Origin of the sequence: Kushneria avicenniae (genome assembly GCF_900112585.1) — a bacterium.
In the GTDB taxonomy this organism is placed as follows: Bacteria; Pseudomonadota; Gammaproteobacteria; order Pseudomonadales; family Halomonadaceae; genus Kushneria; species Kushneria avicenniae.
In genome coordinates this window covers 573301-589900 of record NZ_FOLY01000001.1, presented here as the reverse complement: position 1 = coordinate 589900, position 16600 = coordinate 573301, and the positions used below count along the sequence as shown (strand labels likewise).

Annotated in this window: 12 protein-coding genes; 7 read left to right on the top strand and 5 right to left on the bottom strand. The window is 60.6% G+C overall.

What is annotated here, in order from left to right; all coding sequences use genetic code 11:
• Positions 1-67: 67 nt before the first annotated feature.
• From BM079_RS02770 to sucD, 5 genes are all read left to right on the top strand, one after another.
• Positions 68-2908, top strand: coding sequence for a 2-oxoglutarate dehydrogenase E1 component (locus BM079_RS02770; protein ID WP_090130554.1), 2841 nt, complete (start codon positions 68-70; stop codon positions 2906-2908).
• A gap of 62 nt (positions 2909-2970) precedes the next feature.
• Positions 2971-4617: a 2-oxoglutarate dehydrogenase complex dihydrolipoyllysine-residue succinyltransferase gene (gene odhB, locus BM079_RS02765; RefSeq protein WP_090130552.1), complete on the top strand. Its 1647-nt coding sequence runs from the start codon at positions 2971-2973 to the stop codon at positions 4615-4617.
• A 96-nt stretch (positions 4618-4713) separates the two neighbouring features.
• Positions 4714-6150, top strand: coding sequence for a dihydrolipoyl dehydrogenase (lpdA, locus tag BM079_RS02760; RefSeq protein ID WP_090130550.1), 1437 nt, complete (start codon positions 4714-4716; stop codon positions 6148-6150).
• Between the two features lie 120 nt (positions 6151-6270).
• Positions 6271-7437 (top strand): ADP-forming succinate--CoA ligase subunit beta, encoded by a 1167-nt coding sequence (gene sucC, locus BM079_RS02755; RefSeq protein ID WP_090130548.1) that lies wholly within the window; start codon positions 6271-6273, stop codon positions 7435-7437.
• Positions 7437-8309 (top strand): succinate--CoA ligase subunit alpha, encoded by an 873-nt coding sequence (sucD, locus tag BM079_RS02750; RefSeq protein ID WP_090130546.1) that lies wholly within the window; start codon positions 7437-7439, stop codon positions 8307-8309. The genes sucC and sucD overlap by 1 nt, the downstream gene beginning before the upstream one ends.
• Before the next feature lie 72 nt (positions 8310-8381).
• On the opposite strand, the gene BM079_RS02745 is transcribed toward sucD, so the two are convergent.
• The 5 genes from BM079_RS02745 to BM079_RS02725 all read right to left on the bottom strand — a co-directional run bounded on the left by BM079_RS02745 (position 8382) and on the right by BM079_RS02725 (position 14242).
• The gene (locus BM079_RS02745; protein WP_090130544.1) at positions 8382-9398 is read right to left on the bottom strand and encodes a lysylphosphatidylglycerol synthase transmembrane domain-containing protein; all 1017 of its coding nucleotides are present in this window, start codon (positions 9396-9398) and stop codon (positions 8382-8384) included.
• A 69-nt stretch (positions 9399-9467) separates the two neighbouring features.
• On the bottom strand, positions 9468-10241 hold the full coding sequence (locus BM079_RS02740; RefSeq protein WP_090130542.1) for a DUF2334 domain-containing protein: 774 nt from the start codon (positions 10239-10241) through the stop codon (positions 9468-9470).
• Entirely contained in the window at positions 10234-11373 is a 1140-nt protein-coding gene (locus BM079_RS02735) for a glycosyltransferase family 4 protein (RefSeq protein WP_090130541.1), read from the bottom strand. Before BM079_RS02735 ends, BM079_RS02740 begins: the two co-directional genes overlap by 8 nt.
• A 184-nt stretch (positions 11374-11557) precedes the next feature.
• Entirely contained in the window at positions 11558-13516 is a 1959-nt protein-coding gene (locus tag BM079_RS02730) for an exoribonuclease II (RefSeq protein WP_090130540.1), read from the bottom strand.
• Positions 13517-13615: 99 nt separating this feature from the next.
• Positions 13616-14242 carry an SDR family oxidoreductase gene (locus BM079_RS02725; RefSeq protein ID WP_090130538.1) on the bottom strand — a complete coding sequence of 209 codons (627 nt, stop codon included), beginning with the start codon at positions 14240-14242 and terminating at the stop codon, positions 13616-13618.
• Between the two features lie 152 nt (positions 14243-14394).
• Here BM079_RS02725 and nagA point away from each other — a divergent pair, with 152 nt between their 5' ends.
• Together nagA and BM079_RS02715 are read left to right on the top strand one after the other, a co-directional pair.
• A complete protein-coding gene (gene nagA, locus BM079_RS02720) occupies positions 14395-15495 on the top strand; it encodes an N-acetylglucosamine-6-phosphate deacetylase (protein ID WP_245742795.1) in 1101 nt (366 codons plus the stop codon).
• A gap of 49 nt (positions 15496-15544) precedes the next feature.
• On the top strand, positions 15545-16564 hold the full coding sequence (locus BM079_RS02715) for an SIS domain-containing protein (protein WP_217639629.1): 1020 nt from the start codon (positions 15545-15547) through the stop codon (positions 16562-16564).
• Positions 16565-16600 lie beyond the last annotated feature (36 nt).

Sequence of the window (16600 nt, the reverse complement as noted above, 5' to 3'; positions counted from 1 at the left end):
ATTTACATCAAGGTGGTCGCATACACTGCGGTCACTGACCCCACCCCAGACCCAGGGTGATCGAGCGATGCAAGAAGGCATAATGGAGTTGATGTGGCGTACCTCCCACATGAGCGGGAGCAACGCCCATTACGTAGAAGAGCTTTACGAACAGTACCTTTCCGATTCTCAGTCTGTTCCCGACGAGTGGCGACAGTACTTTGACAGCCTCCCCGGCTATGATGGTGGCCCTTCCCGGGACGTTCCCCTTGCCCCGATTCGCGATCAGTTCTATCACCTCGCGCGCGAGCGCCGTTCACTGGCCCCGGTAGCCTCCGGCCCTGCCGAGAACGAAGCCAGCCGCAAACAGGTTCGCGTCCTCCAGCTTATCAATGCCTATCGATTCAGGGGCCATCAGAAAGCCGACATTGATCCGCTCGGATTGCGCGCCGTCGAAACCGTCCCCGACCTTGAACTCTCCTTTCATCAGCTTTCCGATGCCGACATGGATACCGAGTTTCAGACCGGTTCCCTGTTTATTGGCAAGGACAGCGCTTCGCTGAAGGAAATTGTTCAGGCGCTGGAGCAGACCTACTGTCGCTCCATCGGTTGCGAGTTCATGCATATCGTCAACACCGAGGAAAAGCGCTGGCTTGAACAGCGGTTCGAGTCGGTGCGCTCCAGACCTGACTATTCAGCCGATGTGCGCAAGCATGTGCTGGAGCGCCTGACGGCGGCAGAAGGGCTCGAGAATTATCTTGCCAGCCGCTATCCGGGCACCAAGCGTTTTGGTCTGGAAGGCGGTGAAAGCTTTATCCCGATGGTGGATGAGCTGATTCAGCGCTCGGGCAGTTACGGAGTGCGCGAAGTCGTCATCGGCATGGCGCACCGCGGTCGTCTCAATCTGCTGGTCAATATTCTCGGCAAGAGCCCCAGCGAACTGATCGATGAGTTCGACGGCAAAAAGATGATCGAGCACGGCTCCGGTGACGTGAAGTACCACCAGGGCTTCAGTTCGAACGTCATGACGCCAGGCGGTGAAGTCCATCTGGCGCTGGCCTTCAATCCGTCACACCTCGAGATCGTGACCCCGGTGGTTGAAGGCTCCGTTCGGGCCCGTCAGGACCGTCGTGATGACCTGGAAGGTGATCAGGTGCTTCCGCTGGTCGTTCATGGCGATGCGGCCGTGGCCGGTCAGGGCGTCGTCATGGAAACCTTCCAGATGTCGCAGCTGCGCGGCTACAAGACCGGCGGTACGGTGCATATCGTCATCAACAACCAGGTCGGTTTCACGACCTCTCGTCGTGACGATGCTCGTTCCACCGAGTACTGCACCGATATTGCCAAGATGGTTCAGGCGCCCATCTTTCACGTCAACGGGGACGATCCCGATGCCGTGCTGCATGCCACGCAGGTCGCCATTGACTATCGCCAGCAGTTCAAAAAGGATGTGGTGATCGACCTCATCTGCTATCGCCGTCGCGGACACAACGAGGCGGACGAGCCCTCCGGCACCCAGCCGCTGATGTATCAGAAGATCAAGAGCCACGACAGCTCTCGTACGATCTATGCGCGCCGTCTGGTCGAGGAAGGCGTGCTGGATGAAGACGACGCGAAGACGCTGATCGATGCCTACCGGGACGACCTGGACAGCGGCAATCACGTTGCCAATGCGCTGGTCCAGGAGCCCAACAGCAACCTCTTTGTCGACTGGACGCCCTATCTGGGACATCGCTGGACCGGCGAGTCGGATACGTCCTTTGATCTCAAGCGCATGCAGGAACTGGCCACCAAGATGTGCGACATCCCCGATGATGTCGATACACAGCGCCAGGTCGCCAAGGTGTATGAAGACCGTCGCAAGATGATCGCCGGCAGCCTGGGCATCAACTGGGGCTTTGCCGAGACTCTGGCCTACGCCACGCTGATCGATCAGGGACACCCGGTGCGTCTGACCGGTCAGGACACCGGGCGCGGTACCTTCTCTCACCGCCATGCGGTGGTGCATAACCAGAAGGACGGCTCGATCTGGACGCCACTTCGCCACCTGAGGCCCAACCAGCCCGAGTTTGCAATCTATGACTCCTTCCTGTCGGAAGAAGGGGCGATGGCATTCGAGTACGGTTACGCTACGACCACGCCCAACGCCCTGATTGCCTGGGAGGCACAGTTTGGCGACTTTGCCAACGGCGCTCAGGTGGTCATCGATCAGTTCATCTCGTCCGGTGAAACCAAGTGGGGACGCCTGTGCGGTCTGACCCTGCTGTTGCCCCACGGCTATGAAGGTCAAGGCCCCGAGCACTCCTCGGCACGCCTGGAGCGTTTCCTCCAGCTGTGCGCCGAAGAGAACATGCAGGTCTGCGTGCCGACCACGCCGGCACAGATCTTCCATCTGCTGCGTCGTCAGGTCATTCGTGGACTGCGTAAGCCGCTGATTATCATGTCGCCCAAGAGTCTGCTGCGCCACAAGGACGCGGTTTCCTCACTCGAGGATCTGTCCGATGGGCGTTTCCAGATGGTCATTCCCGACCAGGGCAGGCTTGAAGCCGAACAGGTCAAGCGCGTGATTTTCTGCTCCGGGAAGGTCTACTACGATCTTGCCACTTGGCGGGTCGAGAACGAGCGCTCCGATACAGCCATCGTTCGTATCGAGCAGCTCTATCCGTTCCCGGAAGACTCCCTGCTTGCTGCCATCGAACACTATACCAACCTCGAACGTGTGGTCTGGTGTCAGGAAGAGCCCAAGAATCAGGGTGCCTGGTACCAAAGCCAGCATCACATGCGCAAGGTGGCCGATCAGGTGAAACCTGGGCTGGGCAGTGATCTTGGTTTCGCAGGTCGTGCTGAATCAGCAGCGCCGGCAGCGGGATATATGGCAGTGCATAGCGAGCAGCAGCGATCGCTGGTGGACAAGGCGTTCAATGACTGAACGCCCGCAAACATGAGCGCCGCGATTGCCGGCTACCGAGAAGAGGACATTAAGGAATAATCATGGCAACAGACATCAAGGCGCCAAGCTTTCCCGAATCCGTTGCAGAAGGCACCGTGGCGACCTGGCACAAGAAGCCGGGAGATAGTGTCTCGCGTGACGAGTTGATCGTCGAAATCGAAACCGACAAGGTCGTGCTCGAAGTCGTGGCTCCTGCCGATGGCACGGTAGAAGAGATCACCGTTCAGGAAGGCGAAACCTGTGAATCCGAACAGGTTCTGGGCCGACTGGGCGAAGGTGGTCAGACCGCCGGACAGGACGAGAAAAAGGGCAGTCAGGACAAGGAAGACGAGGCCGCCGAAAGCAAGGCCTCTTCTGAAAAGCCTGCCGAAGCCTGCGAGAGCGGTGGCGAAAAGCCGGCCACCTCCGGCGCCTCGGTCGACGTCAAGGCGCCTTCCTTCCCGGAATCCGTTCAGGAAGGCACGGTTGCCAGCTGGAACAAGAAGGTGGGTGATCCGGTCAAGCGCGATGAAGTGCTGGCCGAGATCGAAACCGACAAGGTCGTGCTGGAAGTCGTGGCGCCCTCCGATGGCGCCCTGACCGAAATCCTCGCCGACGAAGGCAGTCAGGTGACCTCGGAGCAGGTGCTGGCACGCTTTGGCGAAGGCGGCGGTGACGCAGCCGGTGCTTCAGCCGAGTCCCGTGGCGATGACAGTCAGGCCGAATCAGGCGATGCCAATACCGAGCAGGACGAAAAGGTCGGTGACAAGCTGTTGGCGCCGGCGGCACGCAAGCTGGTGGCCGAGCATGATCTTGATGTCAACAGGATCGAGGGCACCGGCAAGGGTGGGCGTATTCTGAAGGAAGACGTCCAAAAGGCCATTGATGCCGGCAGCGCCAAAAAGGGCAGTGCCAGCAAGAGTGGTAGCGAGAAGTCAGCGCCTGCAGGTAGCAATACCGGGGTTTCCAGTGCTGCCGCCGCGCCGGCGACTCAGGCCATTCAGGGAGAGCGCCCCGAGCAGCGCGTCCCCATGAGTCGTCTGCGTCAGACCATCGCCAAGCGGCTGGTACAGGCTCAGCAGACTGCCGCCATGCTGACCACCTATAACGAGGTGGACATGAGCGCGGTCATGGCACTGCGCAGTCAGTACAAGGATGACTTCCAGAAGGCGCACGACGTGAAGCTTGGCTTCATGGGCTTTTTCGTCAAGGCCGCCACCGAAGCGCTCAAGCGCTTCCCGGACGTCAACGCCTCCATCGATGGCACTGATATCGTCTATCACGGCTATCAGGATATTGGCGTTGCCGTTTCAACGCCACGCGGTCTGGTCGTACCGGTACTGCGTGACACGGACTCCATGAAGCTTGCCGACGTTGAGAAGAATATCGGTGACTTCGGCAAGCGTGGCCGTGACGGCAAGCTGGGTATCGAAGACATGCAGGGCGGCACCTTTACGATCACCAATGGCGGTATCTTTGGTTCGTTGCTGTCAACGCCCATCCTCAATCCGCCGCAGACAGCGATTCTTGGCATGCACAAGATCCAGGAACGTCCGATGGCGGTCAACGGTCAGGTCGAAATCCGCCCGATGATGTATTTGGCGCTGTCCTATGATCACCGCATGATCGATGGCAAGGACGCCGTACAGTTCCTCGTGGCCATCAAGAGCCTGCTCGAGGACCCGGCACGCTTCCTGCTGGACGTTTGAACCTCCAATCCCGCCCGGTCCTGCACCGGGCGGGCTGTTTTATAACGATCCCCGGCTGCGCGCCGGAGATCGACAATGAACCGAACAGGGATACACATGGCTGACAAATTTGACGTCATCGTGATCGGCGCTGGCCCCGGTGGTTATGTTGCCGCAATTCGTGCTGCCCAGCTGGGCATGAAAGTGGCCTGCGTCGAAAAGTGGGTCAACAAGAGTGGCAAGACCGTGCATGGCGGCACCTGTCTGAATGTGGGCTGCATTCCCTCCAAGGCGCTGCTCGAGACCTCTCACAAGTTCGTCGAAGCGCGCGACGATTACGACGATCTGGGCATTCATGCCAGTGACGTCCAGATTGACATCGAAAAGATGATGGCGCGCAAGGACAAGACCGTTGCCAATCTCACCGGCGGCATCAGTGCGCTGTTCAAGGCCAACGGTGTGACCGCGCTCGAGGGCACGGGCAAACTGCTGCCGGGCAAGAAGGTGGAAGTCACCGACCATGACGGCAACAGTGCAACTCATGAAGCCGAAAATGTGGTCATCGCCTCCGGCAGCGTGCCGGTTGAAATTCCGCCGGCGCCGCTGACCGAAGGTCTGATCGTGGACTCTTCCGGTGCGCTGGAGTTTCAGGAAGTGCCCAGGCGTCTTGGCGTCATCGGCGCCGGCGTTATCGGCCTTGAGCTGGGCAGCGTCTGGAGCCGTCTGGGTAGCGAAGTGACTGTGCTCGAAGCACTCGACAGCTTCCTGCCGGTCGTTGACGAGCAGATTGCCAAGGAAACCAAAAAGCTTCTTGGCAAGCAGGGCCTTGATATCCGGATGGGCGCGCGCGTGACCGGTACCGACATCAAGGACAACGAAGTTGTTGTCAAGTATACCGACAGCAGCGGTGAGCAGGAGCAGACATTTGACAAGCTGATCGTCTGCGTCGGTCGTCGCCCCTATACCCAGAATCTGCTGGCAGATGGTACCGGTGTCGAGCTGGACGAGCGTGGCTTTATTCAGGTCGACGACACCTGCCAGACCAACGCGCCTGGCGTCTTTGCCATCGGTGACGTGGTTCGCGGTCCGATGCTGGCCCACAAGGGGTCGGAAGAGGGCATGATGGTGGCTGACATCATCCACGGCGAAAAGGCTCAGATGAATTATGACGCTATCCCCAGCGTCATCTACACAGCGCCGGAAGTGGCCTGGGTCGGTATGAGCGAGCAGCAGGCGAAGAAGGAAGGCTTCGAGGTCAAGTCGGGCGTCTTCCCGTTCTCGGCCAGCGGGCGCGCCATGGCCAACAATGCCACCGAAGGCATGGCCAAGGTAGTGACCGATGCCAGCACCGATCGCATTCTGGGCGTGCACATCATTGGTCAGCATGCCGGTGAGTTGATTGCCCAGGGCGTGATCGCGATGGAATTCGGCTCCAGTGCCGAAGATCTGGCGCTGACCTGCTTTGCTCACCCGACGCTGTCCGAAGCCGTACACGAAGCGGCACTGGCAGTAGAAGGACACGCCATTCATATGGCGAATCGCAAGAAGCGTTGATGCCTCGACATTGACGTTGAACCTCACTTCGACCGCGGTCGAAGTGAATCGGGATGGGGGGACAGGCCGTTGGCCATCACTCCCATCGATCGAGTCCAATGCAACCAATGGCATGAGACGATGAATCTTCACGAGTATCAGTCAAAACAGTTATTTGCTGATTATGGTCTGCCGGTCTCCAAGGGGTACGCGGTAGATACCCCCGAAGAAGCAGCCAGAGCATGCCAGAAAATTGGCGGGGAACGCTGGGTTGTCAAGGCCCAGGTACATGCTGGTGGTCGCGGCAAGGCCGGCGGTGTCAAGCTGGTGACCAGTCCCGAAGAAGCCAGCGCCTTCGCCGAGCAGTGGCTGGGCAAGCAGCTGGTCACCTATCAAACGGATGAAAAGGGCCAGCCGGTCACAAAGATTCTGGTCGAAAACTGCACCGATATCGCTACCGAGCTGTATCTGGGCGCAGTGGTTGATCGTGGTTCACGTCGCATCGTGTTCATGGCCTCCACCGAAGGCGGTGTCGAGATCGAAAAGGTGGCTGAAGAGACACCGGAAAAGATCCTCAAGGCCGAAATTGATCCGCTGGTCGGACCGCAGCCCTATCAGGCGCGTGAGCTGGCGTTCAAACTGGGCCTGAACAAGGACCAGATCAAGCAGTTCACCAAAATCTTTCTGGGTCTGGCGAAAATGTTTGCCGACAAGGATTTTGCGCTTCTGGAGATCAACCCGCTGGTTATCACCGAAAGCGGCGATCTGCACTGTCTGGATGCCAAGATCAATCTGGACAGCAACGCGCTGTATCGTCATCCCGATCTCGAAGAGATGCGTGACCCGAGCCAGGAAGACGAGCGCGAAGCCAACGCCCAGAAGTGGGAACTCAACTACGTGGCGCTTGATGGCAACATCGGCTGCATGGTCAACGGCGCAGGCCTTGCCATGGGCACCATGGACATCATCAAGCTCTCCGGCGGTCAGCCGGCCAACTTCCTTGATGTTGGTGGCGGCGCGACCAAGGAGCGCGTGGCCGAAGCGTTCAAGATCATCCTGTCGGACACCTCGGTGAAGGCCGTTCTGGTCAACATCTTTGGCGGTATCGTGCGCTGCGACATGATTGCCGAAGGCATCATGGGCGCAGTCGAGCAGGTCGGCGTCAACGTGCCCGTGGTGGTTCGCCTCGAAGGCAACAATGCCGAGCTTGGCACGCAAAAGCTTGCCGAAAGCGGCCTCAACATCATTGCAGCAACCAGCCTGACCGATGCGGCGCAGCAGGTGGTTAAAGCAGCGGAGGGCAAATAATGAGTATCCTGATCGACAAGAACACCAAGGTCATCTGCCAGGGGTTTACCGGTGGTCAGGGCACGTTCCACTCGGAACAGGCCATTGAGTACGGCACCAACATGGTCGGCGGTGTGACGCCGGGCAAGGGTGGCCAGACCCACCTTGGTCTGCCGGTGTTCAATACCGTGCAGGAAGCCGTCGAGCAGACCGGTGCTGAAGCCAGCGTCATCTATGTCCCGGCAGCCTTTTGCAAGGACTCCATCCTTGAAGCTGCCAGCGCCGGCATCAAACTGATCATCTGCATCACCGAAGGCATTCCGACGCTGGATATGCTGGACGTGAAGGTCAAGTGTGATGAGCTGGGCGTTCGCCTGATCGGCCCCAACTGCCCGGGCGTTATCACGCCGGGTCAGTCCAAGATCGGCATCATGCCCGGGCACATCCACAAGCCCGGCCGTGTCGGTATTGTCTCGCGCTCGGGTACCCTGACCTATGAAGCGGTCAAGCAGACGACCGATCATGGTTTCGGTCAGTCATCCTGCGTGGGCATCGGCGGCGACCCGATCCCGGGGTCCAATTTCATCGACATCCTCGAGATGTTCGAAAAGGATCCGGCGACAGAAGCCATCGTCATGATCGGCGAAATCGGTGGTACGGCCGAGGAAGAAGCAGCGCAGTACATCAAGGAAAATGTGACCAAGCCGGTCGTGGCCTACATCGCGGGTGTGACTGCACCTCCGGGCAAGCGCATGGGCCATGCCGGTGCCATCATTGCCGGCGGCAAGGGCACTGCCGACGACAAGTTCCAGGCGCTGGAAGCTGCCGGTGTGCGCACGGTACGTTCGCTGGCTGAAATCGGTGACAAGCTCAAGGAAGCGACCGGCTGGTAAATCAGCGGTAGCACGTGAGCAAAAAAGGGGGCCATCCGGCCCCTTTTTTATGTGCCCTGGATACCCCCAGGATCAAAGGTCTGAAGGCTTTTCAGCCTTGCGACCTTCAAAAACCTTTTTCAGCAAAGGGCGCCCGGCCATCAGCATGAATATTGGCGCGCCTGCGATCAGATAGAAATAGTAGGTGACCGCCCGCCAGATCAGAATGGCCGCTGCTGCGGTACTCTGGCCCACCATGGGCGCAAGCAGGGCCGATGAGGAGAGTTCGGCACCGCCGGCGCCGCCTGGCAGCAGGGTCAATTGACCGGCCGCCATCGAGAGCATCTGCACCAGAAAGGTCCATGCCCAGTCCAGATGCTGCCCCAGCCCGTAAAGCGTGACGAACAAGATGCTGTAGCGCACGATCCAGTGCACAATGCCCAGACCAAAAGCCAGCGCCAGCGCCGACGGTGGCAGGCGCAGGGTTTCGGTAAAGGCTTTCTTGAAGATCAGGATGCGACGAACCATGGTCTGCTGAAGCCTGGGGCTGACCTTCATTCTGCTGAGAATTCTGCCCGACACCATCAGGGCGCTACGGTGATAGCGGCTCATCAGCACCACACCCAGCAGCGCCAGACACAGCAGCGTCATTGGCATGACCAGCATCCATCCCAGTCGCGCATCGATGGAGCGGGTAATGACATAGATCATCATCGCGACCATCGAACACAAAAAGAACAGCAGATCGATGATCTGGTCCACTGCAAAGATGGCCGTGGTCTGCGCCGGGCGAACGCCGCGCCGGGTCAGCAGGGCGATCAGCGTCAGCGGACCGCCGCTGCCGCCGGGCGTGGCGCAGATGGCAAACTCCGTGGCCATGACCGTGCCGGTGGCGCGCATGAGCCCCATCTCTCCTGCACGGCCGGCCAGTAGTACCCTCAGCTTGGCGCCGTTGAGCAGCCAGCATATCAGTACCATGCCCAGCATCAGGGCGAATATGCCCGGTGGAAAGCCGGGAAGCAGATGCAGCAGGTCGCGGCCACCCAGCATCACGGGGATGGCCAGGACGGCAAAAAGGCCTGCTACCAGCAGCCAGAGTGTTCTTTTCATGACGTTAACTGATCAGGGAATGGTTCATGTCCGAGGAGGCAGGCGCCCGGGATGTCGATCCGTCCGGAATCACGACGCCGCGATATTACCCTGTGAGGCACTCGATTGGCGATGCAACCAGCTGATCTTGGTGGTGGGCTGATAGCCTTCATCAAGCAGACGACGAACCGTATCGATCCAGTAGCGTCGTGATATTTCATGGCGCATGTCGACCGGATGCAGCCCCAGGCGAATCAGCGGCTCGTGTCGATGACGTCGGCGGGCGCGCTCATTGACCAGCCACGACATGCCGCGACGCCAGCGGCTGCGCGCGCTCCAGACCAGCGAGGGCGCTTTGATGGGCGTGTAGTCCGGCAGACGATAGAGGTAATTGGGATCACTGGTATACACAAATCCCTGATGAGCCAGGGCGCGGCGTGCGCCATCACCCAGAAGCCAGGCAGGTGCCACGAAGCCATCCAGCGGCCATCCCTGGCGGCGAAAAAGTTCGGCCCCGCGCTCCAGACGCTGACACGCCTCACCATGATCGATAGGGTAGAACTCGCCCTCGTAGGTATAGAGCCGGCGCATGAAATAGTCGCGCGGTGTGCGAGGCGGCGGGGCGTCATCGCAGTGATAGAAGCCGTGCAGTGCCAGTTCATCCCCGCGCGCCATGCGCTGGTTCAAAAGGCGCAGCATGCCGGCATCCTCAAACGTGTTGCTGCGATGATGAAAGTCCGGCACGACCAGCCAGGTCATGGGGATATGGCCCATACCATCGATCTGCTCGACAAAGGAGCGATAATCGGGCCAGGTGGCCGGTGCAATGTCATGCAGCACCAGTGCAAATTCCCTGTCAGCCATGTTGTACGCTCGCCCTTGCTGTCGTGCTGATCCCCAGCAGCTCCTGATAGTGGTTGGTGACACCCTGTACCACGATATTCCAGTCATGATGACGCTCGACATGAGCACGGGCTCGCTGCCCCATTGCTCTGGCGTCATTTTCAAAAAGCGCCAGAATGCTTCGCATCATGTCATCGCTGTCCAGCGGTGCACACAGCATGCCGCAGCCTTCCGGTACGTTCTCTGCCAGCGCGCCGGCGCGGGTTGCCACCACGGGAATGCCACAGGCCATGGCCTCGAGCACGACCAGGCCAAAGGTTTCCTGAGTGCCGGCATGCAGCAGTGCATCACTGCTGGCAAAATAGCGAGCAATTTCGGCCGTCGGGCAGAAATGGTTGATCACCGTGACATTGTCCGGCACCTGCGTTGGCATGGAGGAGCCGACCAGCAGCAGATGACAGGGCGGGCAACTCTGATGCGACAGCTTCTGCATGGCTTCCAGCAGGATATGCAGATTCTTTTCCTGCGAGCCGCGTCCGGCAAAGACCAGTAGCCGGGTCTCTTCGGAAAGGCCCAGCTCGGTTCTGACGCTGTCATCACGCAGGGAAGGATGAAAGGTCTTTAGATCCACACCCAGTGGCTGAACGCGTACGTGCTGGATGCCAAGCCTTTCAAGGCGCTGCGCCATGACATTGCTGGGGGCCAGCACCCGATCATAGTGCGCGTAAAGCCGCTGGATATAGGTATTGATCACCGGCCGCGACCAGGCCCCGAGCCGGTTGCTGATCATGGTCGGCAGATCGGAGTGATAAAAGGCCACCAGCGGGATATCGAGTTCGCGGGCGCCGGCAATGGCAGCCCAGCCCACCGTATAGGGATCCCCTGCCTCGACCAGATCCGGCCGCACATCGCGCAGCGCACGGCGCCACGGTCCACGTGTCAGCGGAAAGCGGTAGCCATTGCTGAAGGGCAGGGGCGCTGCCGGTACGTTGACGCGGTGGTCATCGTCCAGATGCGTGTAATCCTCTCCCGGCACCAGCAGCGTATGCCGGATATTGGCGGTAGCGTTCAGGCGACGACGTTTGGCATCGAGATAGGTACGCACGCCACCGCTGGATGGCGCATAAAACATGGTCATGTCGGCAATATGCACTACGCCGAACCCTCCTCGAACCGCACGTATTTGATCAAGCAACCCGTTCCTGCAGAGCGCGGGTCATCAGCAGGCGCCCTAGTATAATGTGTCAATCTGATGACTGCCGTCGTAACGGGTAACCGACTGTAACCCCTTGCTGTTGACGTCTGCACGCCCTGAAGAACAGGGCGTGCAGAAGGGGTCAGGCAGGGCGAGCCACCAGTGAGCGAGTCTCTTCGCGCGCTTCGATCAGCACGACATTCAGCACGTCACCCAGACGGTGGCACAGCGCACCCTCGATGGTGATCAGGCCTTCCTTGTCGTCGATGGCGACGGCGTCACGGCTGGTGTGCAGCATCGAGGCAGGAACAAAGGCAGAAGCACCGTTGGCCGGCAGACGCACACGCAGGCCGCCGCGGCGGATATCAACGATCTCGCCTTCAAAGACCGTTTCACTGGTGACCGCGCCGGCCAGATGGCGAACATAGAGCCAGTCCTTGACGTCACGCTCCGCCATGCGATTCAGGCGTCGGCGTTCGCTCAGGTGATCGGTCACCGAGGCGTCGGCAGCCTTGTCATGCTCGGCATCACCGCGCAGCACCTGCTTGATCAGGCGATGGTTGACCATGTCACCGTACTTGCGGATCGGCGAGGTCCAGGTGGCGTAGGCCGGCAGGCCCATGCCGAAGTGCGGCCCCGGCTCGCTCTGCATGACGCTGTAGCCCTGGAAGCGGCGCAGACGCGCATCCAGCCAGGCATCCTGACGCTCATCAAGCTGATGACGCAGGGCGCGCCACTCGGCGATGTCATTGAACTGTTCCAGAGTCGCCTCGACCGACTGGCTGGCCAGAAACGCCTGCGCCTGTTCGGCCTTCTCGGAAGCAATGCCCTGGTGGACATTGAAGATGCCGTGACCGACGTGCTGGCTGAGCAGCTGTGCGCAGCAGACGTTGGCGGTAATCATGGCCTCTTCGACCATGCGATGACCGATGCGACGCTCCTCCGTCACGATATCGAGGACGTTGCCGCTCTCGTCAAGGCGAAAGACATAGTCGGGGCGGTCGGCGAATACCAGCGCATGCTGCTGGCGCCACTGCTGACGCGCGCGGGTCAGGCCGGCCAGCGCCCTGAGCTGCGCCTCGCCATTATCAAAGGTCGGCGTCCAGGACGGTGTGGTTCCAGCGTCGATAGCCTCGATATAGTCGGAAACCTGCTCGTAGTTCAGACGTGCCTTCGAGCGTACGGTAGCCGCCTCGAAGTGATAGTTTCCCACCACGCCGTCTGTATCCACCTCGAGCGTGCATACCAGCGCCGGGCGGTCTTCATCCTGCTTGAGCGAGCACAGGTCATCGGCCAGCGGCTCGGGCAGCATGGTCACGTTCTGCCCCGGTAGATAAACGGTGAAGGCGCGCTGACGGGCTTCACGATCCACCGCATCGCCGCGTTCGACATAGGCCGTGGGATCGGCAATGGCGACCTTCATGCGGAAACGACCGTCTTCCAGCATTTCAACGCTCAGCGCGTCGTCCATGTCGGTCGTGGAGTCGTTATCGATGGTAAAGAAGGGCACATCGGTCAGGTCGCTACGTTCCAGACCCTCTTCACGCATGGGCCAGCTGTCGCCGGCTTCCGGAGACGCCTGTTCCAGTGCGTGGCGGGCCAGTGTGACACGCCAGGGGACCGACGGATGAGCGCTGGTAGCGATCACGTCATCGATCTGAACGAAGAAACCACGATCGTTTTCGCGCAGCGGATGACGCAATAGATGTGCGACGACCCAGTCGCCCTCGTTGAGCGAGCCCTCCTCGATGGTACGGTGGGTGCGGGCCCGCAGCGCCGTATTGATGGAGGGATGGTCAGGAACGACAGACAGACGCCCGTCACGCTTTTTGACACGACCGATGAAGCGCTCGAGTCCGGCCTCGACCAGAGTCTCTGGGGCAACGCTCTTGCGTTCTTTCTCCTCGTTGAGCACGGCATCGACACGGTCACCGTGCAGTACCTGCTTCATGGCGGGGGGCGGGACGAAAAAGGACTGACCATCGTCGGTTTCCAGAAAACCGTAACCCTTGTCGGTGGCCTTGATCACACCGGTCACACGGGGCGTTTTTTCACGGATCTGCTGCTTGAGCTGAGCGAGCTGGCTGTTGTTCGAGAGCATCTCGTTAATCGGTTGGGGAATCGGGGGCCCACTATAAGGCCTCACACGAGCCGGTGAAAGAGGCACCCCCGCCACCCGGCGGTGACAGGGGCAGTGGTATTATCCCAGTAACTGCTCGATGGGATGATCGCCATCAAGCAAAACGATCTCATCAGGGGCGCTCGTCTGGCGCTCGAGCAAAGCCAGAATTGCTGCGGCGACATTGTCTCGCGAGACATTGCCGGTGGCCGCCTGGCTCTGATCGGTTTCGATGTGTCCGCTACCGGCTTCGTCACTGAGTCGGCCCGGTCTCAGGATGACATGCTCAAGGCCGGAGGCCTGTAGATAAGCATCTGCGGCACGCTTGGCGACCAGATAGGGTCTGAGCTTTTCTGGACCGTCGAGCGGGTCGACATGCAGCGTGCTGACCATGAAAAACCGTCGAGTGCCGTGTTCCCGGGCGAAGTCGATCGCGCGCATGGCACCGTTGAGATCCACCATCAGAGTATGATCCAGCCCGGTGGCCGCGCCGGAACCGGCGGTAAAGACCACCTGATCGCAGCCTTCGAAGGCGTGGGCCATGTCCCCGGTCAGATCGGCCTTGACGGTGTCGACGCCGATCGAGTCAAAGAAGGCTTTTTGTTGTTCGTCGCGCACCATGGCACGCACGGAATGACCGCGGTGAGCGGCCTGTTCGCAAAGGCGGCGGCCAATCTTGCCGTTGGCGCCAATAATCAATGTGGTCATGATGGAGACCTCTTGTCTGGAGACCTTGTTTGAAGGCAGTGCAGCACTGAAGATACGTCCCTGTTGAGTTGGGGTGTCGTGCGTGGATATCAATCAGGGTACGCCAGCGATGAACGATGCGGGACACGCATGACTAGACAGGGAAGCGGGCGATGATACTTGAAGGCAATATATTGACGCCGGAGGGGTGGTTCAGGGGCGAACTGACCTTTCGGCAGGGCCGAATTGCCGGCATCAGCGGCACGCCGGTGGATCCCGAGGACAACGATGCGCCGCGGATCATTCCCGGCTTTATTGACCTGCACGTTCATGGCGGCGGCGGAGCCGATTTCATGGAAGGCGGGCAGTCGCTGGCCGTACTGGCCCGTACGCACGCACGCTTTGGGACCACCAGTCTGCTGGGTACCAGCATGACGGCCTCGCGCGAGGCCCTGATCGATGCCTTTCGCGATGCCGGACAGGTCATGGCTGCACCGCTCGATAAGGCCGCCGATATCCTGGGGATTCATCTCGAGGGTCCCTTTATCAGCCCGGAGATGCTGGGGGCGCAGCCACCCCATGCTCGCCCCGGAACCCTTGAAGCGTTTGACGAGCTCGACGCGCTGGCGCCCATTCGTGTGATCACCATTGCCCCGGAAATCGAGGGCCACATGGCTCTGATAGAAGCGCTTGCCGCGCGCGGCGTCAGGGTACAGCTGGGGCACACCGCCGCCACGCATGATCAGTGTGTTGAAGCGCTTGGCCTTGGCGCGAAAGGTTTTACCCATCTGTATAACGCCATGGGCGGGCTGTATCACCGCTCGCCGGGCGTCGTGGGTGCGGCGCTGGCCCATGCCGATTATGCCGAATTGATCGGCGATCTGATTCACGTCGAGCCCGGTGCCGTGCTGGCCGCGCGCCGCGCCATACCGCATCTGTATGTGGTCACCGATGCCACGGCGGCGGCCGGCATGCCCGACGGAGAGTACCGCCTGGGTGAGCATCGGGTCTTCAAGCGTGGCGACAGCGTTCGTCTGGCCGATGGCGGGCTGGCCGGCAGCGCCCTGACCATGGATGTGGCGCTGCGTAATCTGACCGGGCTGGGGCTGACGCTGGCCGAAGCCTCCCAACGCCTGTCGCTGTGGCCGGCTCGCTATCTGGGGTTGAGCGATCGAGGTGTACTGGCCACGGGTCACCGGGCCGATATCGTCACGCTCGATGCGAATCTCGACGTCCAGCAGGTGTGGGTCAGCGGGCATGAGGTGCTCGAGTGACCTGCACGTTGGTGCTTTTTCTTTTCGATCCTGACCCGGGAGAGCGATCATGTCCCTGATGCGAGACGAGGCGCTGAGTGCGCCGCAGCGAATCGGCGAGCAGTGGCGCGCCAATCGCGACACCATGGCGCAGCTGGGTGAGGTGCTGCGCCAGCGCTCGCCTCAAGCCGCCATGACCGTGGCGCGCGGCAGCTCTGACCACGCCGCCGGCTATTTCGCCCGACTGATGATGCAGATGACCGGCCGGCCCTGTGCGTCGCTGCCGCTGTCGCTGTGCACGCTTGATGACACGACCTGGCAACTCGACAACACCCTGGCGCTGGCCGTCTCGCAGTCCGGGCGCAGTCCTGATCTTGTCGAAGCGCAAAAGGCCCTCAAGGCGGGTGGGGCCCTGAGTCTGGCCATGGTCAACGCCGTGGACTCACCGCTGTCCCGGGGCGCCGATCACGTCATTGATCTGCAGGCCGGTGAAGAAACAAGTGTGGCCGCCACCAAAAGCTTTCTGGCAACGCTGTCGGCCAGCGCCTCGCTGATGGCGCACTGGCAGCAGGACCCTGCCCTGCTGGAAGGGCTTGCCGCGCTGCCTGAAGCGCTGACGCAGGCCTGTCAATTCGACTGGGCTCGGGGTGTCGAAGCCTTTCAGGAGGTCGACCGTCTGATGGTCATCGGTCGCGGGGCTGGCCTGCCCATTGCTCAGGAAGCCGCGCTCAAGTTCAAGGAAACCTGCCTCATTCAGGCAGAAGCCTTCAGCGGCGCCGAGGTGCAGCACGGGCCGATGGCACTGGTAGGGCGCGGCTATCCGGTGCTGATTCTGGCGCCACAGGGCAGCGCCCAGAAGGGGCTGGTCGAGCTGGCAGATACCTTTCGCGAACGAGGCGCCCGGGTGCTGCTGGCGGCCGATGCCGCGGTGGCCTCGCGGGATCTCACCATTGCCGATGCGCCGCACGAGGCACTGGCGCCGCTTTGTGCCATTCAGAGCTTTTATCTGATGATCGAGGCGCTGTCGCGCGCGACAGGGCATGATCCCGATCGCCCCGAATTTCTCAACAAGGTGACGCAGACGCGCTAGCCGTGCGTTTGCCTGCTTTCCGACAGGGCGGCCATG

Coding starts and splice junctions, on each gene's coding strand:
- BM079_RS02725 (WP_090130538.1), bottom strand. CDS start 14,242: ATGACCACATTGATTATTGGCGCCAACGGCAAGATTGGCCGCCGCCTT.
- BM079_RS02770 (WP_090130554.1), top strand. CDS start 68: ATGCAAGAAGGCATAATGGAGTTGATGTGGCGTACCTCCCACATGAGC.
- sucC (WP_090130548.1), top strand. CDS start 6,271: ATGAATCTTCACGAGTATCAGTCAAAACAGTTATTTGCTGATTATGGT.
- lpdA (WP_090130550.1), top strand. CDS start 4,714: ATGGCTGACAAATTTGACGTCATCGTGATCGGCGCTGGCCCCGGTGGT.
- BM079_RS02715 (WP_217639629.1), top strand. CDS start 15,545: ATGTCCCTGATGCGAGACGAGGCGCTGAGTGCGCCGCAGCGAATCGGC.
- odhB (WP_090130552.1), top strand. CDS start 2,971: ATGGCAACAGACATCAAGGCGCCAAGCTTTCCCGAATCCGTTGCAGAA.
- BM079_RS02740 (WP_090130542.1), bottom strand. CDS start 10,241: ATGGCTGACAGGGAATTTGCACTGGTGCTGCATGACATTGCACCGGCC.
- sucD (WP_090130546.1), top strand. CDS start 7,437: ATGAGTATCCTGATCGACAAGAACACCAAGGTCATCTGCCAGGGGTTT.
- BM079_RS02730 (WP_090130540.1), bottom strand. CDS start 13,516: ATGCTCTCGAACAACAGCCAGCTCGCTCAGCTCAAGCAGCAGATCCGT.
- nagA (WP_245742795.1), top strand. CDS start 14,395: ATGATACTTGAAGGCAATATATTGACGCCGGAGGGGTGGTTCAGGGGC.
- BM079_RS02745 (WP_090130544.1), bottom strand. CDS start 9,398: ATGAAAAGAACACTCTGGCTGCTGGTAGCAGGCCTTTTTGCCGTCCTG.